The 23146-nt window shown below is 66.4% G+C and carries 22 protein-coding genes, 1 tRNA gene and 1 pseudogene; 8 read left to right on the top strand and 16 right to left on the bottom strand.

Annotated elements, in window-relative coordinates:
- Nucleotides 1-203 precede the first annotated feature (203 nt).
- Complete coding sequence (locus BLQ10_RS22085) at nt 204-626, bottom strand: hypothetical protein (protein ID WP_139164242.1); 423 nt, start codon at nt 624-626, stop codon at nt 204-206.
- Nucleotides 627-863: 237 nt separating this feature from the next.
- Between BLQ10_RS22085 and BLQ10_RS14585 the strand changes: the two genes are divergently transcribed.
- On the top strand, nt 864-1217 hold the full coding sequence (locus BLQ10_RS14585; protein ID WP_091563254.1) for a hypothetical protein: 354 nt from the start codon (nt 864-866) through the stop codon (nt 1215-1217).
- Between the two features lie 16 nt (nt 1218-1233).
- Here the strand turns inward: BLQ10_RS14585 and BLQ10_RS14580 are convergent, their stop codons facing one another.
- The 4 genes from BLQ10_RS14580 to BLQ10_RS14565 all read right to left on the bottom strand — a co-directional run bounded on the left by BLQ10_RS14580 (nt 1234) and on the right by BLQ10_RS14565 (nt 3429).
- Nucleotides 1234-1530: a hypothetical protein gene (locus BLQ10_RS14580; RefSeq protein WP_091563252.1), complete on the bottom strand. Its 297-nt coding sequence runs from the start codon at nt 1528-1530 to the stop codon at nt 1234-1236.
- A 237-nt stretch (nt 1531-1767) separates the two neighbouring features.
- Complete coding sequence (locus BLQ10_RS14575; protein ID WP_091563251.1) at nt 1768-2052, bottom strand: hypothetical protein; 285 nt, start codon at nt 2050-2052, stop codon at nt 1768-1770.
- Nucleotides 2053-2143: 91 nt separating this feature from the next.
- A complete protein-coding gene (locus BLQ10_RS14570) occupies nt 2144-2986 on the bottom strand; it encodes a GIY-YIG nuclease family protein (protein ID WP_091563249.1) in 843 nt (280 codons plus the stop codon).
- Between the two features lie 47 nt (nt 2987-3033).
- Complete coding sequence (locus BLQ10_RS14565) at nt 3034-3429, bottom strand: hypothetical protein (RefSeq protein ID WP_091563248.1); 396 nt, start codon at nt 3427-3429, stop codon at nt 3034-3036.
- 461 nt (nt 3430-3890) lie between these two features.
- Between BLQ10_RS14565 and BLQ10_RS14560 the strand changes: the two genes are divergently transcribed.
- The 4 genes from BLQ10_RS14560 (at nt 3891) to BLQ10_RS22795 (ending at nt 6720) form a co-directional block, all read left to right on the top strand.
- A complete protein-coding gene (locus BLQ10_RS14560) occupies nt 3891-5105 on the top strand; it encodes a CAP domain-containing protein (protein ID WP_139164241.1) in 1215 nt (404 codons plus the stop codon).
- Nucleotides 5106-5153: 48 nt separating this feature from the next.
- A complete protein-coding gene (locus BLQ10_RS14555) occupies nt 5154-5423 on the top strand; it encodes a hypothetical protein (protein ID WP_091563245.1) in 270 nt (89 codons plus the stop codon).
- 144 nt (nt 5424-5567) lie between these two features.
- The gene (locus BLQ10_RS14550) at nt 5568-6104 is read left to right on the top strand and encodes a hypothetical protein (RefSeq protein ID WP_091563243.1); all 537 of its coding nucleotides are present in this window, start codon (nt 5568-5570) and stop codon (nt 6102-6104) included.
- A 64-nt stretch (nt 6105-6168) separates the two neighbouring features.
- Entirely contained in the window at nt 6169-6720 is a 552-nt protein-coding gene (locus tag BLQ10_RS22795; protein WP_254785574.1) for a hypothetical protein, read from the top strand.
- Nucleotides 6721-6750: 30 nt separating this feature from the next.
- On the opposite strand, the pseudogene BLQ10_RS23110 reads toward BLQ10_RS22795, so the two are convergent.
- The 5 genes and pseudogenes from BLQ10_RS23110 to galU all read right to left on the bottom strand — a co-directional run.
- Nucleotides 6751-7515: pseudogene (locus BLQ10_RS23110) on the bottom strand (RNA-guided endonuclease InsQ/TnpB family protein); the annotation flags it as partial.
- Nucleotides 7516-7698: 183 nt separating this feature from the next.
- Nucleotides 7699-7771 (bottom strand) — tRNA-Ala (locus BLQ10_RS14540).
- 241 nt (nt 7772-8012) lie between these two features.
- On the bottom strand, nt 8013-9035 hold the full coding sequence (locus BLQ10_RS14535; RefSeq protein ID WP_254785573.1) for a hypothetical protein: 1023 nt from the start codon (nt 9033-9035) through the stop codon (nt 8013-8015).
- A gap of 118 nt (nt 9036-9153) precedes the next feature.
- Nucleotides 9154-9774: a GNAT family N-acetyltransferase gene (locus BLQ10_RS14530; protein WP_091563238.1), complete on the bottom strand. Its 621-nt coding sequence runs from the start codon at nt 9772-9774 to the stop codon at nt 9154-9156.
- Between the two features lie 5 nt (nt 9775-9779).
- Nucleotides 9780-10697 carry a UTP--glucose-1-phosphate uridylyltransferase GalU gene (gene galU / locus BLQ10_RS14525; protein ID WP_091563237.1) on the bottom strand — a complete coding sequence of 306 codons (918 nt, stop codon included), beginning with the start codon at nt 10695-10697 and terminating at the stop codon, nt 9780-9782.
- Nucleotides 10698-10803: 106 nt separating this feature from the next.
- On the opposite strand from galU, the gene BLQ10_RS14520 reads away from it, so the two are divergent.
- The 3 genes from BLQ10_RS14520 (at nt 10804) to BLQ10_RS14510 (ending at nt 12881) form a co-directional block, all read left to right on the top strand.
- The gene (locus BLQ10_RS14520) at nt 10804-11427 is read left to right on the top strand and encodes a 5-formyltetrahydrofolate cyclo-ligase (RefSeq protein WP_091563235.1); all 624 of its coding nucleotides are present in this window, start codon (nt 10804-10806) and stop codon (nt 11425-11427) included.
- A gap of 154 nt (nt 11428-11581) precedes the next feature.
- Complete coding sequence (locus BLQ10_RS14515; protein WP_091563233.1) at nt 11582-11836, top strand: FmdB family zinc ribbon protein; 255 nt, start codon at nt 11582-11584, stop codon at nt 11834-11836.
- Between the two features lie 157 nt (nt 11837-11993).
- Nucleotides 11994-12881 (top strand): RcpC/CpaB family pilus assembly protein, encoded by an 888-nt coding sequence (locus BLQ10_RS14510; RefSeq protein ID WP_254785572.1) that lies wholly within the window; start codon nt 11994-11996, stop codon nt 12879-12881.
- A 59-nt stretch (nt 12882-12940) separates the two neighbouring features.
- Here BLQ10_RS14510 and BLQ10_RS14505 read toward each other — a convergent pair whose 3' ends face one another.
- The 6 genes from BLQ10_RS14505 to BLQ10_RS14480 all read right to left on the bottom strand — a co-directional run bounded on the left by BLQ10_RS14505 (nt 12941) and on the right by BLQ10_RS14480 (nt 23065).
- On the bottom strand, nt 12941-17167 hold the full coding sequence (locus BLQ10_RS14505; protein ID WP_091563230.1) for an AAA family ATPase: 4227 nt from the start codon (nt 17165-17167) through the stop codon (nt 12941-12943).
- 297 nt (nt 17168-17464) lie between these two features.
- On the bottom strand, nt 17465-19054 hold the full coding sequence (guaA, locus tag BLQ10_RS14500; RefSeq protein ID WP_091563227.1) for a glutamine-hydrolyzing GMP synthase: 1590 nt from the start codon (nt 19052-19054) through the stop codon (nt 17465-17467).
- Between the two features lie 171 nt (nt 19055-19225).
- Nucleotides 19226-19735, bottom strand: a complete 510-nt coding sequence (locus BLQ10_RS14495; protein WP_091563226.1) for a DUF3817 domain-containing protein — start codon at nt 19733-19735, stop codon at nt 19226-19228.
- Complete coding sequence (locus BLQ10_RS14490) at nt 19732-20664, bottom strand: SURF1 family protein (RefSeq protein ID WP_091563224.1); 933 nt, start codon at nt 20662-20664, stop codon at nt 19732-19734. The genes BLQ10_RS14495 and BLQ10_RS14490 overlap by 4 nt, the downstream gene beginning before the upstream one ends.
- A 71-nt stretch (nt 20665-20735) precedes the next feature.
- Nucleotides 20736-21224: a PTS sugar transporter subunit IIA gene (locus BLQ10_RS14485; protein WP_091563223.1), complete on the bottom strand. Its 489-nt coding sequence runs from the start codon at nt 21222-21224 to the stop codon at nt 20736-20738.
- Between the two features lie 89 nt (nt 21225-21313).
- Nucleotides 21314-23065, bottom strand: coding sequence for a glycerol-3-phosphate dehydrogenase/oxidase (locus BLQ10_RS14480; protein ID WP_091563221.1), 1752 nt, complete (start codon nt 23063-23065; stop codon nt 21314-21316).
- Between the last annotated feature and the right edge of the window lie 81 nt (nt 23066-23146).

The raw sequence follows: 23146 nt of genomic DNA, 5'->3' as shown, positions 1-23146 counted from the left end.
TCTTCCCTGGCTTCCAGATCGTCGACGGCATCCTGAGCCCGACCGTGCTGGCCCTGTTCGAAAAAGCGCTCGAGCTGCAGGTCCCCCACAACGTCTTCTCTGCCTGGATGGCCACTCCCCCTACCCGATGCCGGCGGCCGGCGACCCGCGGACCTATTGGCATGGCAAGATCGGCTCATCCAGAGACTCGAGGTGTACGCCCGTTAGCTCAGGTTCAGAACTTCGGCGCGATTTAGAAGCCCGAGAGAAGTCTCACGCCTCAAAGCCTTGATGCCGGCCGGGGATCCGACGACGAGTAACCCCACGAGCAGGCCCCTTTGAAGCAGGTGCTGGAATGCTCCAAGCAGGACGGATACTTCGACCCGGTGCGATACAACATCGTGAAGTATGACGAAACCGGAATCTGAAGGTAGGAGATCCGGGTCAGCGGCCACCGTTCGAGCGTCGAGTTCTATGATGGGGAGCCCCCTTGCATCGACCACCCTCCGAGCGACCGCGATGACTTCAGAGCTGGCTGTAGGTGAGCTGCAATTCGCTACCGTAACAAGGGGCCACGCGCCCGGGCCTGCCGCAAGGGCGTATCTGAGGTCAGCTTCCCACTCTGGCAGGCTCAACTCCGGTTCCATGGCCCCACCGTAGTACAGCGGGCTGACGCTTCTCGTGGCCAACAGGGGCACCGGACTGAAGCGGGGCGCGAGTGCACCGGCCACGTACCAACTCCACGTCCTGCGTGAGGCGAAACTGAAGGCAAAGGCCTTCGTCTGACTCGGCGAGGGACAGCCGGAATGGGATCACACGGAGGACAACCCGCCGGCACTAACGACGGCCGAGCGTGCCAACGAGTCCACCGGGAACGGAGCGGGATGGTTCAGGATGCCTTGGCCAGCGGCGGGTCGCGGGCGGCGCAGTTCAAGCGCGGCATGGTTGACGGTGTCCACTATCTTGAGCTCGTTGAACCGATCAAGCAATTGAAGCGTGAGGGCCAGTTCGATGAAGCTCTCGTCCTCTGTTACAAGGCCGAAGCCGCCGAAGGAGACGCCGGAGGCCGCGAGCCCGCTCCCTGGTACACCGAGCAGGCAGCCATCGTCCACCGGAAGCTCTCCCAGAAGGATGAGGAGATCGCGGTGCTGAAAGGGTGGCTGGCCAAATGCCCGAAGGCACACCGGAGCGGGAGCCGGATCGCAGAGCGTCTCGCCAAACTGGAAGCATCGAAGTGAGGCCACCGTCGGCCCTTCAGCTGCGCTTAGCCTGAACCTTCGGCACAATCATCCCGCCCTGCGGGTCTTCCCGAAATAGCTCGTCGCCCTCCATCCCGGGCTGATGGATCAGCCGCAATGGTGCAGGAAGTGAGGCTTCGCGCTCAAGGACTGCGAATGCGTGCTCGCTAAACGCTCGGAGCAGGCCCGGCGTGCCGTCGTAGAAGACCGTCCCGTTGGGATTTTCTTGGATCCGGAGAGAGCCAAAACCGATTGCCCGGGCCCTTGCCGCCAGATCTCTGTGCCATGCTGGACGCGGGATTGACAAGACCATGTCCAAAGTTTACCGGCCCCGGTGAATCCGCCCAGTACAGTCGCAGCGGTGGCCACATGCCCGAAGGCACTGCGGAGCGGGAGCCGGATCGCGGAGCGTCTCGCCAAGCTGGAAGCTGCCCGCTAGGCCCACTTATCGGCCCGCCACCTCGCGCCTCAGACCCAGTCGATGTCGATGTCGATGTCGATGTCGATGTCGATGTCGAGAAGGATGATCGGCTGCACGCCTGGCTCCTGTCTAAGACCCCATGTGCAGGAGGCCGGTCAGAGAGAGGATCAGGAAGAGAATAGCGAACACGGCGATGAGGTAGCCCACTGCAAGCGAAACCGCGGCGACTTGGAGCCCGCGGCCTCCTCTCTCTTTGATCTGGCTGACCGCGACATGTCCGGCGCCAACAGCGAACACAGCCACGACCGAGACGCCCGCCAAAAGGAAGGCGGCCACCGCCACGACCGCACAGGCCGCCGACACGATAGCCATCCTGTTGAACCCGTCCGCCACCGGTAGAGCCGCTGCTGACATGCCGTTCCTCCAAACTCCCGCGTTTCGGCCGAGTCTACTCCGAGGCAACCAGAGATCTAACGCTACTTGTAGGCGGGCCCTGTGAACGCCGCTAATTCAGGTTCATGCCGAACTGCCGCGTGAGGAGAGCCCGCTTGAAGTGGGCTTCGGCTGCATCCACTTGGGCGGCCGGCGCGCTCGGTGAGAAGACCTGCAGGATGCTGAACTGGAAGTGCTGCCGGTGCCGGGCGTCGGCGGCGGCCAGCTCCCGGAGGGCGACGTTGCCGCCGTGGCCGTTCCTTGCGTACTCGCTCCAGCGGCCCAAGAAGCGTTCGGCGCCGTCGGCTTTCCCCACATACAACTTGCCGGTGCTGGTGTCGGCGATGAGGTAGATGCCTTGGACGGACCTGAGGGCGGTCTGCCATTGCACGTAGCGGTCATCCGAGATGACGGCCTGGAGCTCGTCGTAGCTGACAATGAGCGAGTCGAAGCCGGGGAACGGCACGCTGGCCGGGTCGGCGATCTCGACAACAGTCATGGAGGTCGCCTGGTCTCCTGTCTTGGCCCAGTTCACCGGGTCGTTCGTCCACTCAATAACCAGGCGGTCCTCCAGGGCAGCGAACACAGGTGAGGGCCGCAGGTCGAAGTAGCGGCGAAGGTCCGTGCGCTCTGCAAGGACTTCGCCATGGTTCTCGTGTGCGGTAAGGAACCTGGCGCGCCGCCCGGTAGTGGCGAGGAAGTTCAGCCAGATCCTGGGAGGAGTCGCGGGCAGCTTGCTGTTGCGGATGCCTTGTTCCCGCACGTACGGCAGGAGGCTGGGCCCCATCGCATCCGCCCGCGTTTTCAGCCCATCCGGTTTGAGCGTGTGCCGGATAACCTGCACGTCCTCTGGTGCAACGCCGGCCGCCTGGAAGAGATTTCCGAGGCTCAGACCGCCCGATATGTCGTTGTCCATTTGCTGCCTTCTCTCAATCCGGCCGGTCGGCCCTCTATCGTTCACGATCAGGCCTTACAGAAGCCGTTCGCCTTGATGACCTCGATGATCTGCTGCGCTTCGGCGTCGGATACCGATTTCACCTGGCCGCCGGCGAAACGGGTTTTCGCCGCGGTGACGAGCTTGTCAGCCGGGGATCCGCCCAGGATGCTGGTGCACTGGTTGCGGGAGTTGTCGACGGCCTTGTCGTTGTCCAGCAGCGGGTTGACCTTCGCGAGCTCGGCGCGCAGGCTCGAGGCCTGGGCAGCATCCGGCTTCGGGATCTGGCTGACAGGGGCCGCGGCCGCCGATGATGCCGCCGCTGTCGAGGCGGCTGGCGTCTCGGCCTTCAGTGAGCCGGCGCACCCTGCGACCAGCACTGCCGCCAGGGTTGAGAGCGACACAGCGGCAAAGATCTTCTTCATGGTTCCCCCAGTAGTGTTCAGTGTGCCCCGGACAAACACGGGGCCTCTCAGAGGTTAGCCGACCTCCGCGGCGGGAGCCTTGTTGCACCGATTGCTACGGCAGTTCGGAAGCTCACGGCGGCTTCGTGGAGGCCCGGTCCGTGCGCGGAACTTGCGCTGAAGAGTTCGCCGAAGCGGCGTCTGGACTGTGCTCCGGGCCCGGCGGGAGGACAGCGGCGGCCCAGGTCTTCCGCAGAACTAGCCAGCAGGCGGCCGCCGGCGGATGAAAACACCCAGCGCGGCGCCCAGGGGAATCGAGATGGCGAACTGGTGATACGTGCGGAGACCACTGGATTCGTGCACTGGTTTGCCCGGCCTGCGCATGACACGAGGCGGGCAGGCTTCCTGCCCTGACCTGCGGCAACGTAGTATCCATCCTGGACGCAGGCTTCTCCGTGTCCGACAACTTCTTTGGGGGACAATTGAAAATCAGCATAACGCTGGGGGCTACCCTGCTCACGGCTGCACTGGTGGCCGGCCCGATCTGTGGAGCGTCTGCGGCGCCCGCGGCGCCGCCGGTGCCGGTCGCCACACAATCCGCGTCGGTGGAATCCCTGGACCTCTTCCCGGCAAGCAAGCGGCAAATGATCATCGATACCTTCGACGCGATCAACAGGTTTCGGGCAACCAAACACCTGATGCCCTTGAAGTTCAACGTCAGAATCTCCACCATCTCGCAAAAGTGGAGCAACAAGATGGCGACGACAGGACGCTTTGAGCACAACAGCGACTACGTTACGGGTGCACCAGCCGGATACTTCTCGGCATCCGAAAACATCGCCCTCGGCTATACGGCCGGCCAGGACCTCGTCAACGGATGGATCAGTTCGCCCGGACACAACGCGAACATGTCACAGCCAGACGCCACCTTCATGGGCATCGGCATCAGCACTGGCTCCAGGGGCACCTACGCAACCGCGAACCACTTCGGCTATCCGGCGGGGACTGTCCCGCCGGGGTCATACAACAGCCCCCGCGACTACTTCAACGGCCGCCCTGCGCTCCGGGCTACCTCGGGCACCCCGGCTGCCCTCGACCCGACGGTCGACTGGGAAAAGTTGACCTACACGATCCCGGCCAAGACCGGGGTCATCTACCTGGTTAATGGCGCGGTGAAGGCCGCCGGCACCTACCCGTTCCGCAGCATCGTGGTTACCATCGACGTCAAAACAGCGGCCGGCGGCCATACCCTGACGGCGTGGACCTATGACCTCTCGTCCCTAGCCGTGACCGCCGCCGCCCCGAAATTCAGCCAGGCCAAGGGCACCTACACGATCCCAGCCACCAGCAGTGTCACCTACCTCGTCAACGGTGCCGTGAAGCCGCCCGGCACCTATTCCCGCAGCACCAGGATCACCATCACGGCCGAGGCAGCCCCCGGCCACATTCTGACCGGCACGTCGAGCTGGAGCATCGACTTCCGCAAGGCCGTGACCGCGGCAAAGCCGGCCATGAACAGCACCACCAACCGGTACACCATCCCGAAACAGACCGGAGTCGCCTACTTCGTGAACGGGAAGCCGGTGCCGGCCGGGACCTACAAGGCCGCCAACGGCAAGACGGTGAACTTCACCGCGAAGGCCGCCTCGTCCGCGTACCGGCTCACCGGGACGTCCACCTGGTCTTACCGCTTCTGAGCTATGGTCGCGGGGACCGGCGGAGCCCTGTCCGCACACATATAGTCCATGGGCAAAGACACCATGCTGGGCCCGGAATACTTCGTAATCACTACCGGTGAGGAACCGGCCGACTGGCCGGAACGCTTCCTGCCGGGCTCCTTCGCCAAGGTCGTGACCAACGGCGAGGGTAACTGGACGAAGGTCACCTCAGACGATGGCGAGACCATCCAGGCGACCATGGCCGACAACCCGTTCGGGGACTTCGCCGTCTTCGGCGACCCGGTCACCTACAAGCGCGAAAACGTCCGCCAGGTCCTCCCGCCCACGCACAGTTAGAACTCCAGCAAAGCACGTCCACCTCGGCCTCCCCACCGGATGCCATCACCGCCCGGCGGAAACAGGCGAGGCCGCACACATTACAAGTGAGAGCTTCCAACCGATAATGACTCTTAGACCGCCGTTGCCCGCCAAAGGAGCACTATGACCCGCAAGACCCTGACCACTCTCGCCGCCGCCGGAGCCGTCGCGCTGGGCGGCTTGGCGATCGGCGCTGGCCCGGCCAGTGCATTCCCCTGCCCGGCCGGCCAGCACGTCATCAGCATGGGCAGCGTCACCGACTGCATGCCGAACGCCAGCGGCGGCGGCACCGGGGGCAACATCGTCTACAACGGAGGCGGCAAGCCGCACGCCCCCTCCGGAACCTCCACGGGACCGGTCTATGACGCACCGCCGGCCTTCAACCCGCCGAAGAACTACGCTCCGCCTAAGAGTGCGCCGCCAGCCCCAGCACCGTTCACGAAAGTCGGCGCCGTCCTGAAAGCGGACCAGTCCGGGTGGGCCAAGGGCACCACGCTGAAGTACCGCTGGACAAGGAACGGTGCCACCATCTCCGGCGCCACGGCCGCCACCTACAAGGTCCGGCCAGCCGACAAGGGCAAGAAGGTCGCCGTCAGCGTCACCGGCAAGAAGTCCGGCCACAGCTCCACAAAGTCCGGCAAGCAGTATCTGGTCCGCTAGCAACCCCGCCGACCAGGACCTCGCCAGAACCCACCCACGGCCACCGGGCCAACGAAGGACCACAATGCCCCGCAAGACCCTGACCGCAGTCGCCGCCGGACTCATCGCTTTGGGAGGCCTGGCCGTCGGCGCCGACCCGGCCAGTGCGACGGCGTCCTGCCCGTCCGGCCAGGCCTGGAATGCGATGGGCGTCGGCTCCGGTTTCTGTGCCCCAGTCTTTAGCGGCGGCGGAACTGGCGGTAACACTGGCAGCAGCCTGGGCGGCAAGACTCCCCCTGCACCGAAGGCGCCGGTGTTCACCCGGCCCAAGGCCCCCACGAAGTCGACGACGACGATCGTTACCGGACCACGCGTTTATGTTCCGATCCCGGTCTCGGCCACGGCGAAGGTCGGCTCCGTCCTGAAGGCCGGCAAGCAGTCCTGGCCGAAGGGCATGAAGGTGTCGTACCGGTGGCTGCGCAACGGCTCTCCGATCAGTGGAGCGACGTCCTCCAGCTACAAGGTCAAGAGAGCTGACAAGGGTATGAGGGTCAACGTCCGGGTGACAGGGACCCGCCCGGGTTACACCGGCTGGCTGTTCGGGGACGACCATGTTCTCGATTTTCAGGTCCTCTAACGCGATGAGGTCATAGCCCCGGACCAATGCTGTGGTGGTTTTCTCGAGCCAGTCCTTGCGACGGTTTCTTAGTCGGTCGCGGAGCCGGTTCAGGTGCTGCTTGGTGGCCTCACGTCGGCGGGAACCATTGACCTGTCGAACCAGGCGGCGCTCCAGGGCCAGAAACCGTCTCTGCTCACCCTTCGTGAGAGTCGGGATGGTGGAGTGGACGCCATCGGAGGTGCTTATCGTCTGTGCCACTCCCCTGTCGATCCCTACCCTGGCCCCCGTTGCGGTCCGCTCGAAGGGTCTCGGAAGTGTCGTGAAGCTGATGTGCCACTCCCCGGATCTGGACAGCGTGATGCGGGCGCTCTTGGACGCCGTAACTTCGGCCAAGTTGTGTGTAAGGCGGAATTTCACACGGCCTGCTTTGGGAATGGTCACGGTGGCCCATTTCCGATTCAAGCCACGCACGCGATGACGCTTTATGGCGAAGCCCCGATTCGCATCCCGGGTCCGGAAGGACGGCGACCCAAAACGGGCCGGGTTTGACCACCACAACCTAAATGCCCGGTCCAGGTCCTCCAGAGCATTCTGTTGCACGGGCTGGGAACCGGCGGCCAGCCAGTCGTATGCCGCCCGCGCCTCGGATAGCTCAGCACTCTGTGACCTGTACGTGAACCGAACCGTTTTGAACGGATTGAACATGCGCCGTTGTTCAAGACCTATGTTGTACACAAATCGCGATTGCTGAGCGTGCAGGGCAAGGATGGGTATCTGCGCCGGTGCAGGGTACAAACGCTGCCGTATGCTCATGCCTTCCCCTGTCCACCACCGCGGCTTGCTCAGCGCTGGAGGTCCTGAGAGATCGTGCTGGTCCTCACTACACTGAGCGCATGACACAGAAATGTATAGCCCCGGCTGGGCCAGGTTCTGAAGCAAAGTGTTATCAAAGTGTTTATTCCACGCCCTCAAAGGTTCAAAAACCCTTGAAATCTGTGGAGCTAAGGAGATTCGAACTCCTGACCTCTTCGATGCGAACGAAGCGCTCTACCAACTGAGCTATAGCCCCGAAGCAACGCCGGTCCTGACGGAACGGCGTTGCCGGTGTCCCTAGGCTACAAACTATCTGCGCTGTTTTCCAGCCAGCCGCGGAATGTCTCGTTGCCGTGTCGCGCCTCCGGCACCAGGTTCAACACCCGGTGACCCGGGGCTACCGCAACGAAGCCCGCCGGCGGCGCCTCGGGGAAATGAAAACCCCGGACAGCCATGGCTGGCTGCCCGGGGCGAAATCTCGGGAAGAACGGACCGGATCAGGCGCGCCGCCGCTGGAGGACGTCGTCCAGGTTGCTCAAGGCGCTCTGGGCCTTGCTGAGCTGCTTTGACTCGGAATCGTCGGCGGTCCGCGGATCGGACGCGGCGGGCCGCGCGGAGGCCTGTTTGAGGGACGGCTTCCCGACGGCCTTCGGCGCTTCAGGGAGGTCGAGGGGCATGGGGGCTGCGCGTTCGGCCTTCGCCGCTTCGACGTAGGTGGGTTTGGGAACGTCGACGGGCTCCCAGCTGGAGCCCTCCGCGGCTGCCGCCGTTTCGGCTGCCACAGCCGCCGAGGTATCCCCCGAGGCCGCCGCTTCGGCGAGGGCTGCCTGGCGGAGCTCCAGCGCGGTCAGCGGCTTCGGCGCAGGCTCGGGCGTAACCGGGCCCGCTTCGGCGTCGAAGAGAGGGCTTTCCGGCCGAGCACCGGGACTGCCGGCAGGAAGGGAGGGCATCTGTTCGGGCGCTGAGGGCCGCGCAGTGGCACGTTCCTGACTGCCCATGGCTGCACGGAATGCGGCGTTCATTTTCCGCCGGCGGTCGCGGACCGCAAGGCGGCGGAGCAGCGCCACGGCGGCGACGGCGCCCAGCAGGGCCGTCACCGGGAGCCAGCCGGAACCGATCCCGAAAAGTCGAAGGGCCGCGGATACCACTCCGGTGAGGAGGGACAGGAGACCAGCTACCGCCAGCACCAGCCGTCCCCAACGGATCCGGAACGCCGGGGAAGTCGCCGCAGAAATCCGGTTCCCTCCAGACGTCGCCCCGGTGCTTGCACCAGGACCTGGGGTGCCGCCGGCCGGTTTTGCGCGCTGGGTGCTGATCATGGGTTTCTCCTGCTGCGCCGCCATTTTCATAACCTTCCCCGCATGTGGATCTGCTGGTTCCATGTCAACGACGTCCGCCAGGAATTCGCCTGCAGGCTGCAGCTGGTGGCGCCCGTTCCGGAGAACGTAAGGCGCCACCCACACGATCCAGAGCGCAACAGCAATGACAAGGATCACAGAGCTGCTAAGGGGGATGTCCACACTCAAAACCGTATGAGGTATATGGGGTGCTGCCCCGCATTGTCAGGGGTGTGTCGCGCGAGCGGCGGCAACGGACCGGCGTCGGGGCGTCGTGGCTGGTCAGGCGGCGGTCACAGGGTCAGGCCTGGCGGGTCCTCAGCCACCGTGCGAGGAGGCCTTCCGGCACTTCCTCAGCCGTGAGCGCGAAGGTACGGTGGTCTGCCCATTCGCCGTTGATGTGCAGGAACCTGGGCCGGAATCCCTCGTCGCGAAACCCGAGTTTCTCCACCACCCGCAGGCTCGGCGCATTCTCCGGCCTGATGTTGATCTCCATCCGGTGCAGGCCAAGGGTGCCAAAGCAATAGTCCGTAGCCATGGCCACGGCGGTCGGGGCAATCCCCCGGCCGGCCCGCTCCTTGTCGACCCAATAGCCAAGCGTCGCCATCATGGCCGATCCCCACACGATCGAGGACACAGTCAGCTGCCCCACGATCACCGGGGCCTGGTGGCCGGGCGTCCATTCCGCGATCACGAAGGGCAGGGCTGTGGCCTGCGCGGCCTGGGCCTTGAGCGAGCGCACCATCTGCCGGTAGTCCGGCAGGCCCCCGCCGGGGACCGGGTTTGATGCCTCCCAGGGGGCCAGCCACTCGCAGTTACGGGACCGGAGTGCTGTCCACTCCTTGCGGTCCCGGTACCGGATGGGGCGCAAGACGATGTCGCCACTTTCCAGGGTCACCGGCCAGGTGAAGCTGCCCCCCACGGGAGTTACTTAGCGAGGCTGGGGGCCAGGCTGGACGCGAAGCCGGGCAGCCATTCGCGCAGTCCCGGGCCGAGGTCCTCACTGTCGCAGGCGAGCTGGACGCAGGCCTTGAGGTAGCTGAGCTTGTCGCCGGTGTCGTAGCGGCGGCCGCGGAAGACGACGCCGTACACGCCGTAGCCCTCGCCGGTGCCGGCCGAGAGTTCCTGCAGCGCATCCGTGAGCTGGATTTCGCCGCCGCGGCCGGGCGCGGTGCGCTCAAGGACTTCGAAGACGGCCGGGTGCAACACATAGCGGCCGATGACGGCGAGGTTGGACGGGGCGTCCTCGACGTCGGGCTTCTCCACGAGCTGCTTGATGCGGACGAATTCCTCGCCGCCGATTGCCTCGACGTCGGCGCAGCCGTAGGCGCTGATCTGGGACGGGTCCACCTCGATCAGTGCGACCACCGAGCCGCCGGTCTTGGCCTGGACTTCGATCATGGTGCTGAGCAGTTCATCGCGGGCGTCGATGAGGTCATCGCCCAAGAGGACGGCGAAGGGCTCCTGCCCGACGTGCTGCTTGGCCCGGAGGACGGCGTGGCCGAGGCCCAGGGGATCGCCCTGGCGGACGTAGTGGATGTCGCCGAGGTTGCTGGCGGCCTGGATGGACTCGAGCTTGGCCGTGTCTCCCTTGGCTTCAAGCGTGGCTTCCAGGGTGGGGACACGGTCGAAATGGTCCTCAAGCGCCCGCTTATTGCGGCCGGTGATCATCAGGATGTCGTTCAGGCCGACATTCACGGCCTCCTCAACGACGTACTGGATGGCCGGTTTGTCAACGACAGGCAGCATTTCCTTGGGCATGGCCTTCGTCGCTGGAAGAAACCTGGTACCAAGGCCCGCGGCGGGGATGACGGCCTTACGGACGGAAGCGTTGGGTGTATTCACTCGACTAATCTAACGGAGGGACCAATTCATTGCGTAATTTTTATTCGAACCGCTCGGCGGGCCCTCCCCGTGCGTTGCGGCCGCAAGAGGCAGAGGACGGGCCAGGATGGCGTCAAAAGAGGAAATACGCTCCAGCCACAGGGCGAAGCGTTCCGCCCTCCCGCTGGCCGCACAGGATGCCGCCGCGGCGGGCATCGCCCGCCATGGGCTCCAGTGGGCCTCCGGACTGGCCCGCGGCCCCCAGGGCGTCTTCGCGGCGTACCTCGGTGTGGGCGCAGAACCGCCCACGCTGCCGCTGCTTACTGCCTTGACCGATGCCGGGCACCAGGTGCTGCTTCCGGTATGCGAACCCGAAATAAAGCTCAGCTGGGTGTATTGGACTCCGCAGTCCGCGTTTGTCCGCAGCCGGTACGCCCCCATCCGGGAGCCTGTCGGAGAGCGCCACAGCACCGCCGTAATGCGCGGCGCCACCGCAATCATCCTCCCGGCCACCGCCGTGGATTTCTCGGGCAACCGCATCGGACAAGGCGGCGGCTACTACGACAAGTTCCTTGCCGCCCTGGCCACCCTGTCCCCCGCGTCCGGCGAGGCGTCCGACGCCGTGGCGCTGCCGACTGCCGCCGTCGTCTATGACACTGAGGTGCTGCCCGCGGGCACCATTCCCGCCGAGTCGTTCGACCGGAAGGTCGACGCGGCGCTGACCCCGGGCGGGATCATCCGGCTCGGCTGATGCCGCCTCGGCTGATATTGGTTCCTGCCAAGGTGATAGAATTGGCACTCAGGCCCTGCGACTGCTAAGAACGGAACCCGTCGATAGACATATCGGCAGTGATCCGGACTCGACAGCACGGGACCTGCTCGTTTGTCCCAGAGGAGGATTTCCAGTGCCCACGTATGCATACGCCTGCAAGGACTGCAGCCACGCCTTCGAGATCGTGCAGTCGTTCAGCGACAACTCCCTGACGTCCTGCCCCGAGTGCCAGGGCACGCTGCGCAAAAAGTTCAACAGCGTCGGCGTAGTGTTCAAGGGCTCCGGCTTCTACCGGACCGACTCGCGCGACGCCAAGGGCAGCACGGTTTCCCCGGCTCCCGCAGCCCCCGCGGCCACCCCCGCCCCCGCCCCCGCCCCCGCGGGCTAGCAGGGCGCCCGCCGGCATAGGGCGGGCCCGTCAGACTCCGGCCCGCCAGTTGCGCCTCTGCCGGCTGAGTCAGCGTAATCCTTTGGCCGGCTGGCCGTTGTCCACATAGGCGGATCCGCCGCTCCCGCCGATGCGCACGGGTCCGTAGCGTGGCGGTATGGCTCTTTCCCTCAGCGCGGTTTCCCCGCCTTGGTTCTGGACCTCGTCCGGGCCTTCGCTCTGGACGTCGTCCCTGCCGTCCCGTCCCGTGCCCGTCGAAGGCTCCGGCCGTTCGGCCCGCACCGGGGTCCGCCCCGCCAACCCTCCTACCGCCACGTCATACGCGGCTGGCCGCCCGTTCCGGCTCCGGAACGGGCGCATGGAGCCCCGCCGGCAGCGGCCGTCCCGCGGCCGTCCATCGCAGCACCGCCTGCGCGGCTGGTTGAACCGGAACCGGCGGCTTATCGCGGCCCTCCTGGTCTGCGTTGCCGTCGGCCTGACGGTTCAGCAGCTAGCTCCCGCGCCGGCTGACACCGTCGTTGCTTTCGCCGCAGCGGCGGATCTTCCCGCCGGAAAGACCCTGGAACCCGGCGACATCAGCAGCATCAGCGTGCCGCCGGGCCTCGTGCCTGCCGGCAACCCCGGCAGTGGTGCCGCGTTCGAGGGAAAACAGCTGGCCGCACCGCTGCGCCGGGGCCAACTCCTCACCGACGCCCAGATCCTGGGCCCGGGCCTGCTCGCAGGAAGCCCGCCCGGCTCTGCCGCCGTGCCGCTGAGGATGGCGGATCCGGCCTCCATCCAGCTGGTCTCCCCCGGGCAGCTCGTCAACGTGGTGCTGACCGGTGGCAACGGCTTTGAACAAACCGCCGAAAGCCAAATTCTGGCCGAAGCCGTGCCGGTGCTCTGGACCTCAGCGCAGGGCGGCAAGGCGGGGCCCTGGCCCGCCACCGCGGAGACTGACGGCCTGGTGGTAGTGGCAGCGGCGGCCGACCAGGCACGAAGACTGGCAGGCGCGTCTACACAAGGCAAGCTGTTCTTCGTGCTTGTGGCAGCCGGACCGGGCTAGAGCCTGGGCAGTCCGTTCCGCCGGCAGCGCCCGCAGGCCCTGCGGTGCCGGCCACGACGTCAGCCCCAGTGCGGTGGCTTCTGCTCCTGGAGCCATGCATCGTGATCGTAATTGTCAGGCTGGTCACCCCAGCGCCGGGGGTCGTCTTCCGCCGCTTTGTTCGGCAGCACGCCTTCGGGGACGGTGGCGGGTGCCGCCGAACGGACGGAGGTCTCCGTGGCCGCTTCCCGGTCCGGCCCGTCTCCGGCCAACTCGCCGGACTTCGGCTCAGCCGTCTTGGGCTCAGCGCCGCCGGTCGCGTCGCCCTCGGTGGGGCCGGGGTTGCCGGTGTTGTTTTGGTTGACTTGGATGTCGCCGTCCGCACTCATGCTGCCGGCCTCCTTACTGCCTGAATTGCCTGTTGTTCCTGCTGCTGGTTCCTGCCGGCGCATTTCCTGGCCCACGGATTCGTGGCCCCGGAATACCTGTCCCGCGGGTTCGGCCGCCACGTGGTACTCCGCGGCCCGCGCCTCGTCAATCGCCAGGTGCTCGATGTCGTCATCAAAGAACCCGTGCGATGTCCGGAGCCGGCTGGAAACGGGAGGCTTCTCCAACCCGAGGTAGCCGCCAATCCGATCGGCGCAGGCCGAGGGGTCGGTGAAGACCTCTATGGTCCACAGCGGCATGTAGCGCCAGCCAAGCCGTTCCAGGAGTTGCGGCCGGAGTCTGCTCCGTTCCCGGACGCTCATCCGCCGGTAGTGGCCGGTGCCATCCGACTCGATCGCGACCGGACGGGGAATCTCCGCATCGTCCTGGCCGATCGTCGTCATGGGATCGGCGGCCGCCACCATGTTCAGGACGCCGTCGTATTGGTGCCACACCCGTGCCCCGCGTGCGCGGAGCCGGTCGCCGAGGTCGGCCACGAGCGGATCGGCGCCGAGCGCCTGCTCGCTGGCCGCGGCCCGGGAGGCGGGGCTGCCAAGATCTGTATTGCCCGCGATCTCACGGTCCAGGAGTTCGTAGAAGTCCACGGCGCCGTGGCTGAGGCGGCTGACATCGAGGTCTTCGGGGCGGAAGCAACTGAGCACGTGCAGGGACCGGCGGGCACGCGTCATCGCCAGCGCAAATTTGGCGCGGCCCCCGTCAGCGGAGAGCGGCCCGAGGCTATGAAGGGTGCGCCCATGCGGGGTGCGGCCGTAGCCCGGGGAAAAAATGACGTGGTCGCGGACCAGGCCCTGGGCCCGTTCCAGATCCACCACGCGGAAGGACTCGTCCCCCGCCGCGAAGAAGCTGCCGAGCATGGGGTAGTTGGGCAGCTGCGCCCTGATGGCCTCGCCGATCCGGGCGGCGTGGCGAAGGCTGCCGGTCACCACGGCCAGCGAGGTTCGTGGCCGGAGTCGGGCGTGCTCGAAGACGAGTTCCACCGCGCGGTTCACCTCGGCAACAACCGATTCGACGCCGTCGTGGTCAGCGCTGGGCAGCCCCGTCCCGTCGGGGAGATACTCCACGCTGAGGGTGCGGTCAAGGCCCGTGGCGGATTGCCCTTCAGGGAGCCGGGTAAGTTCTCCGCCGTAAAAACCCTTGCTGAGCTGGCGGACCAGGTCTTCATCGACCGCACGGTAGACGGTCCTCAGGTTCCGGACCGGAAGCACAGCGGAGAGTGCCCTGTACGAACTCTCAACGCTTTGGTAGGAGCTCTCCCCCGCCGCGAGCCGTTCGACGCCCACGGTAAAGGTCCGGGGGCTGGCGATCTTTTCGTCGCCGAAGGCGATGACCTGCCGGGACCGGGCGATGGCCGGGAGGACTGCCTGCAGCGAGGTCGTCTCCGCGTCCAGGATCACGACGGCGTCAAAGGTCTGCTCGATCGGCAGGAGGCCCGTCAGGAGGTAGGGGCTGACGGACCATACCGGCACGAGGGTGGGCAGCAGTTCCTGCGCCTGGCCGCTCAGGGCCGCCAGGGTCACCCGCCCGTCCTTGAGCAGGCTGCGCAACAGCTCGGCCTGGCGGGGGTACGCCGCGATTGCCGCACGCCAGCGCTCGGACAGGTTCCAGCGCAGCCGGGCAGCGCCGCTGGCGATGTGGGCGTTGTCCGCGAGGCGGTACTCCGCCTCAAGCTGGCGCAGGGCGTCGCCGTCGGACATGGCGAGGTAGTCATCGCCGCTGATCATGGCTTCCAGGGCCGACTGCCACCAGGCCAGCTCCAGCTCGGCGGTTACCGACCGCTCCGGAACCTCGCGCTCGGCAAGGTCGGCGAGGAGCTCGCCGAGGCCGTGCTCACGCATGCTCTCGACAAGCAGGGTGCGCTCCGGCAGGGTTTCCAGGGTCGCGGTGTCGGCGACGAGCCGCCGCAGCCGGGGCAGGAGTTCGTCGTACGGCGCGCGCTCCAGGTCGCCGCCGGCGGGGGTGTGCTTGACCGCCTGGCCGAGTTCAGCCAGTTCCGCTGCGACTTCCCGGTACAGGCCCGTAATTTCGCCCAGCCCGGACGGCACGGCGGGGTGCCGCTGCGTGGTGGCGTAGCCGGACCAGGCGGCGCGCTGCTCCTGCACGAGGACCAGGGAACTGTGCAGGTCCGCGATGTGCACGCCGGGCCGGACGTACTCCTTGGCCACCCTGCGCAGGCGTGAGCGCTGCATGGACGGCATCTCGATCCCGCGTTCCCTGCGCCAACTGGAGGACGCCGTGGCGGAGATCAGGTCATGGACGGGCCGGTCAAAGATGTCGGGAGTGAACTTGTCCAGGCTTTCGCGGACGGCCACGAGAAGTTCGATCTGCTCGCCCCATTCGGCGAAGGTCGCGCCGAGTCGGATCTCCGCGTGTTCCGCCACGGCGTCCATGCGGCCGCGCAGCAAGGGCAGTTTCTCTGCCACGGACTGGGCAACATTCTGCGCTTCCTGCGTCTCCTTGCGCGTGAGCAGACGCGCGCCGTGCCAGGGGCTGGTGGTCGAAGCGCGGCTGAAGCTGCCGAGCTCGGCAGCGCGGCGCAGCCGGCCGGCGAGCTCCTCGCGGTCCCGGATGTTGTCCAGCACGCTGCGCTTGAGCCGGACCGTCGTCGCCGGCGCCGGCTGGATGGAGGTCAGCTCTGCCAGCGACTGCATGGCCTCGTACGGCGAACAACCCCAGCGCGCCCGGACGTTGTGCAGGGAGGCGACATGCTCCATCAGGGCGTGGCGGTGCCCGGTCAGCGTGGCGTGCAGGTTGCGCAGCTGCGGCTGGAGCGACTTCTCGTTCCGGACGATCGCCCGGACCAGCTGGCCCTTGAGCTGCAGCGGGCTGGCATTGCCGGTCAGCTGCAAGAGCACGGAATCCAGGCCAAGGCCGTCCAGCTGCGCGGAGATCTCGGCGAGGCTGGCGCGCCTGTCCCCCACTACCAGGACGGACTTGCCCTCGTCCACGAGGGCGCCGATGGTGTTGATGACGGTCTGCGTCTGGCCGGTGCCCGGCGGGCTGCTGACCACCAGCGAGTCGCCCGCCCGGACGGCGTCGATGACATACTGCTGGTCCGTATCGGCGTCGAGCAGCAAGAGCTCCTCGGCGGGGTCCCGCTCATCCGTGCTGGGGAAGCGGCCGGGCTCAAGCACGGGCACGTCGACCCGTTCGCCGGAACCGGACCGTGCCAGCGCGGTGACAATGGGGTTGTTCTGGTTGATCCACGGATCATCGAGGTTGCCGGAGAGGTCGGAAAAGGTGGATACGAGCAGGTTGTGCTCGATCTCCGCGCCGTGAATCGGCTGGACCAGGGTGCCCAGGCGGTCCAGAACGGGTTGGGGGTCATAACGGGCCGTGCTGTACGCCATCCGCGTGACCGCGCTGACGTCAAAGACGATCCCGTGGACTGACTTGAGGTGCCGGACCAGCGCCGGGTTGATCTGCGCCTGTTCGGTGAGCTGCAGTTCGTAGTCGTCCTCGCCGGGTCGCACCGTGAGGGAAATGGCGGTGAGCATGACCGGGGCCGAGATCCGTTGCGGCTTACCCCCGACCGCTGACGTCCAGACGACCGTGCCGGCGGAGAAATACCCCGCTTCGATGCCGCGGTCATTGGCGAGTTCGAAGATCTTGGAGCGGAGGTTGCGCGATGCCCTGGCCGCAACAACGTACTGCTGGCGGTCGCGGATCAGGGTCGAGAGCCGGGTGCGCCGGCCTGCCATCAGCTGGGCAAGCCCCGAGGGATGGGCATGGGTCAGGTCGATCGAGCCTTCGGGCGTCTTGGTGAAGCGCAGCATGCTATCTGCTCCGGTGACGGGCTTGAGCCCCGACAGCCATTTCCTGAACTCCTCGGAGCCCTCGGGGTGGCCTTGACCAACTGACACTGCTGCCTTCTTTTCTGTGCTCGAGTTCTCTGTGCCGGACCGTGGCGGGCTCGACTCTAGCGCGTTCGACGTATCAACGCTCGTCTGTGTTGCGTCCGCGCTTTCCCTGGCCGCGTTGTGTGTGCTCGCGGTTATCTGGCTGGCGCGGGACGCCTTGGACCATACCGGCATGCTTTCGAGGGTAGCCCGAATCCCCCGCACGTGCGGGGCCGCAACACTGGGGCGGTGCGAAATTCAGCTCGAATTGTCAGGAACCAAATGAAATGGCCGGCCTCGAAAGGCCGGCCATTCACATTGCTATTCCCACTCGATGGTTCCCGGCGGCTTGCTGGTCACATCCAGCACCACGCGGTTGACGCCGTCCACCTCGTTGGTGATCCGGTTGGAAATCCGGGCCAGGAGATCATAGGGCAGCCGCGACCAGTCGGCGGTCATGGCGTCCTCGGAGGACACGGGGCGCAGGACAATCGGGTGTCCGTAGGTGCGGCCGTCGCCCTGGACGCCGACGCTGCGGACGTCCGCCAGCAGCACCACGGGCATCTGCCACACTTCGTCATCCAGTCCGGCGGCGGTCAGTTCGGCGCGGGCGATCGCGTCGGCCTTGCGGAGCAGGTCGAGGCGTTCCTTGGTGACATCGCCGACGATCCGGATGCCGAGGCCCGGGCCGGGGAAGGGCTGGCGTCCGACGATTTCCTGCGGCAGGCCGAGCTGCGCGCCGACCGCGCGGACCTCGTCCTTGAACAGGGCGCGCAGCGGTTCAACCAGTTCAAACTGCAGGTCCTCGGGGAGCCCGCCCACGTTGTGGTGGCTCTTGATGTTGGCCGCACCCTCGCCGCCGCCGGATTCGACGACGTCGGGGTACAGGGTGCCCTGGACGAGGAACTTGATCTTTTCACCGTGCGCCGCTGCTTCGGCGATGATCGCCAGTTCGGCTTCCTCGAAGGCGCGGATGAATTCGCGGCCGATGATCTTGCGCTTGGTCTCGGGGTCGCTGACGCCGGCAAGGGCGCTCAGGAAGCGCTCCTGCTCGTTGGCGACGTAGAGCTTGACGCCGGTGGCGGCCACGAAGTCACGTTCGACCTGTTCGGCTTCGCCCTCGCGCAACAGCCCGTGGTCTACGAAGACGCAGGTCAGCTGGTCGCCCACTGCGCGCTGGACCAGGGCGGCGGCCACTGCCGAGTCGACGCCGCCGGAAAGGCCGCAGATGACCCGGGAGTCGCCGATCTGTTCGCGGATCCGCTGGACCTGTTCTTCCAGAATGTTGCCGGTGGTCCAGTTCGGTTCCAGCCCGGCGCCCTTGAAGAGGAAGTTTTCCAGGACCTGCTGGCCATAGGCGGAGTGCTTGACCTCGGGGTGCCACTGGACGCCGTAGAGGCGCTTGTCCTCATTGGCGAACGCGGCGACGTCGGCGCCCGCCGTCGTCGCGAGGACCTCAAAGCCCTCGGGGGCTTCATGGACGGAGTCCCCGTGGCTCATCCACGTGCTCTGGTGCTGGGGCATGCCAGCCAGGATGGAGCGGCCCTCGCCCAAGGTGGTGGTCTCGGTGGCGCCGTATTCGCGGAGCCCCGTCTGGGCCACCTTGCCGCCGAGGGCGTTGGCCATGGCCTGGAAGCCGTAGCAGATGCCGAAGACCGGGACTCCGGCCTCGAAGAGGTCGGCACCGACGCGGGGGGCGCCGTCAGCGTAGACGCTCGAGGGGCCGCCCGAGAGGATGATCGCGGCGGGGTTCTTGGCCAGCAGCTGCTCGGTGCTGTACGTATGCGGAACCACTTCCGAATACACATTCGCTTCCCGGACGCGGCGGGCAATCAGCTGCGCGTACTGGGCACCGTAGTCAACAACCAGAACGGGCCTGTGGGACGTCTGGGATGCAGAGGGAGTAGTCACCCCTCTAGCCTACTTTGCGCCGCTGCCCGCCCGCACATTGAGAAGCCGGCGCTGGCCCCGAATCACGGGCGGAGGTAAGCGAACTCACACGCCCGACGGCGGCTGCCGGCGTCGTGCCGCTGTTCAGAACCGCTGGGGTTCAGAACGGCTGGGCTTCAGTACCGCTGGGGTTCAGTATCGCTGGGGCGCCTGCGGGTTCGCCGCGAGTTCGGCCTCGACTTCGGTGTGGAACTTCTTCTCGACGAAGAAGGACAGGAACGGTACGACGCCGCCCAAGGCCATAACCACCAGTTTGGTGAACGGCCAGCGCATGAGCGACCACAGCCGGAAGTTGGAAATCAGGTACACGACGTACATCCAGCCGTGCACGATCAGGACCGTGATGGACAGGTTGACGCCCCCGATCACCCCGGGCGGCTCGGCGTCGGCGAATCCGAGGCCGAACGGCTGGCCGGTGATGGCGTTGGTGCCGCCGGCGAAGAGGTACTGTCCGAAGCCGTACCGGGCGATCAGTTCGGCGCAGAGCAGCAGCAGCATTGTGCCCGTCAGGTAGGCGAGCACTTTGTAGAACTTCAGGGCGGACCGGATTTGGGCCTCGGTGCCGCCGAAGCGGCGCTTCTTGCCGGCCTTCCCCGTGCCGTTGGTTGTCTGCGGCTGGATGGCGGGCTGGGGCTCGATCATGATTGCACTCTCGGGTCTGTGGGGTGGGGGGCTGTGGGATGCGGGTCGGTGGCCTGTTCGGCCGTGTGGTGTTCGACAGTGTGGTGTTCGGCCGTGTGGTGTTGGGCTGGGTGGTGTTCGGTGTGGGGCTCGTCCCCGGCCAGTTGCTCGTCGAGGTCGTCTTCGAGGTCCCGGCGGTAGTCGTCCTTGACGAGCCGCCACCAGATGAACAACGCGAAGCCGGCAAAGACCACCCATTCCACGGAATAGAAGAGGTTCAGCCAGTTGAGCTGCTGCGCGGGCGGCTGCGGGCCGATCCGGAGGGGTTTGACGTCGCCGCCGGCCGCTGAGGGCCCGACGTCGGTGCCGCCGGCCAGTTCGGTGCTCGCGGCGACAAAGCCCTGGTAACTGCTGACGTTCCAGTCGTTGATGAGCTCGGCGACCGAGACGGCGCTGGCGCGGCCGGGTCCGGGATCGGTGTGCGCCAGCGGGGACTCGGAGGGCAACAGCCGTCCGGTCAGTTCGATGGTGCCCGACGGCGGCGCCACGGCGTCAGCGGGATCCGCGACCCAGCCGCGGGCGACCGGAATCCAGGTCTGCGGCGTGGCCCCGCGGCCCTTCAGGACCGGGCCGTCCTTGACCGCGAAGGCGGAGACGATCCAGTAGCCCTTCGCCCCGTCGTTGAGGCGTCCGGGGACGAGGACCTGCTTCTGGGGGTCGTAGGTGCCGGTGGCGGAGACCATCTGGTCGGCCACGGATCCGGGGAAGAATCCCCCAGGTTGCAGGACCGAGGTGAGCTGGCGAGTTTCCTCCGTTGTGGTGGAGACCGGGGCTTCTGGCTGCGTTGAACGGCCAAACTGCCACTGGCTGAGCAGCACAAACACCCCGGAAATCGCGATCGCGAACACGAGTCCTGCGATCCAGCGGGGTTTGAGGGCAGTTTTCAACACCTCTTAACCGTACTTCGTCCCTGTGTAGAACAGCGAAACGGGCCGGCAGCAGTTGGGCCTGCCCCAATCTGTTAATGGTCGAAGAAGACCAGGCTGGAATTGATCAGTTCGGCGATCACTTCGGCGTCGTAGGCGCGGCGGAGCGACTCGCGGAAGGACTCCTTCGACAGTGAGCGTGCCAGCGTCGCGAGCACTTCGAGGTGATCGGAAAAGGAGCTCGCCGGGGTGGCGATGAGCAGAATCACAGTGGCCGGGCCGTCCGCTGCACCGAAGTCGAGGGCCCTGCCGTACTTCGTGATGCCGACTGCGATGGAGGTCTGGGAGACCAGCTCGCTGCGGGCGTGCGGCAGGCCCACGCCGCCGGGCAGGCCGGTGGCGAGCTGGTGCTCCCTGGCGTTGACCTGTTTGAGGAAGCCCTCGAGGTCGGAAATTCGTCCGGCCGCATGCATGCGTACCGCGAGCTGGGATGTAGCGTCGAGCTTGTCCGTGGCATCCATTTCCAGGATCACCATCTCGGGTGTGGTGAGCTCGGCGTCGTACCGGTCCAGTGGTTCCGCCAAGAGATGTCCCTTCGAAGTGGCGTCAGTGCACGCCGGCCGGCAGTCCAATGACTAGCGTTCTAATCCGCACTGCCGGCCTGCGCTGAGTCTCAGCGCAGGGGCACGATGTCCTCCACGCCCAGCCGTGCGGCATCGGCGGACTCGTCGTCCGGCTGCTCCTGGCTCAGGCGCTCGGCATCGACCCGGGCCAGATAGTGCTTGATTTCGCCCTCGCGCTGCGCATCGCTCCAGCCGAGAACGTCTCCCATCAGTTTAGCGACTACCGGAGCGGCGGACACACCGCGGTCCCACGCCTCAATCGAAATCCGGGTGCGGCGGGTCAGGACGTCCTGGACATGACGGGCGCCCTCGTGTGTGGCCGCGTAGACGGCTTCGGCGGCCAGATAGTCGTCCGCACCCGGCAGCGGCTCCGCCAGTTCCGGGCTGCCGGCGATGAGCGCCAGCACCTCAGGCGTCATGGCACCGTAACGGTTGAGCAGGTGTTCGATCCGGGCCACGTGGACGCCGGTCTCCTCAGCCATCCGGTTCCGCTGGTTCCACGCGGCCTTGAAACCGCTCGCGCCCAGCAGCGGGACGGACTCCGTGCAGCTGGGCGGGACGCGCTCGTCCATGCTGCGCGTTGCCTCGTCGACCGCATCCTTGGCCATGACCCGGTAGGTGGTCCATTTACCGCCAGCCACCACGACGAGACCCGGTACGGGGTGGGCCACTACATGTTCCCGGGAGAGCTTCGCGGTGGAATCGCTTTCCCCGGCCAGCAGCGGACGCAGCCCCGCGTAGACACCTTCGACGTCCTCTCGGGTCAGCGGGCGCTTGAGGACCTTGTTGACGTGTTCCAGCAGGTAGTCGATGTCCTTGCTGGAGGCCGCAGGGTGGGCCTTATCGAGGTGCCAGTCGGTATCCGTGGTCCCGATGATCCAGTGCCTGCCCCAGGGGATCACGAACAGGACGGATTTTTCGGTCCGCAGGATCAGCCCCACCGTGGACTGGATCCGGTCCCGGGGCACCACGAGGTGGATGCCCTTGGAGGCCCGCACCTTGAGCTGCCCGCGGTCTGTCACCATGGCTTGGGTTTCGTCGGTCCAGACTCCGGTGGCGTTGATGACTTGCTTGGCCCGGATGTTGAAGCTGGAGCCGTCCTCGTGGTTGACCACCTTGGCGCCGACCACGCGCTCGCCTTCGCGCACGAAGTCCACAACCGACATCTGGTTGACCGCGTGGGCGCCGTAGTGCGCCGCGGTCCGCACGAGGTTGGCGACGTACTTGGCGTCGTCGACTTGCCCGTCGTAGTAGCGGATGGACCCGACGAAGGCGTCGTTCTTGAGGCTGGGGGCGGCGCGCAGGGTTCCGCGCCGGGTCAGGTGCTTGTGGAAGGGGACGCCGCGGCTGTGCCCGCCGGTGATGGACATCGCGTCGTAAAGGGCGATTCCGGCGCCGATGTAGGGCCGTTCCAGGAACGGTTTGTGGAGCGGGTACAGGAACGGGACCGGCCGGGCCAGGTGCGGTGCAAGCACGGAGAGAATGAGGCCGCGTTCGTGCAGTGCCTCTTTGACCAGGCCGAAGTCGAGCATTTCGAGGTACCGGAGGCCACCGTGGATGAGCTTCGAGGAACGCGACGACGTCCCCGCTGCCCAGTCATTCGCCTCGACGATGCCTACGCTGAGCCCGCGGGTGACCGCGTCAAGCGCGGCGCCGGCGCCCACGATGCCTCCGCCCACGATCAGGATGTCGAGCTCCTTGCCGGGGGCCGTGCTGCCCCTGAGCACCGCGATTGAAGCCTCGCGTTCCGCAGGCCCAAGGGCACCTCCGGCCACGGCAGAACCGCCGGGAAAACTGTTCATGTCATGCCTCCATCCGGGTCAAACCTCGTAGGGCACCAGACTACGTCCTAGTTTCCCGGATGGGCAGGGCCAAACAACCGC

This window comes from Arthrobacter sp. ok362 (assembly GCF_900102785.1).
Lineage (GTDB): Bacteria > Actinomycetota > Actinomycetes > Actinomycetales > Micrococcaceae > Arthrobacter.
This window is presented reverse-complemented; position numbering and strand designations above follow the sequence as displayed.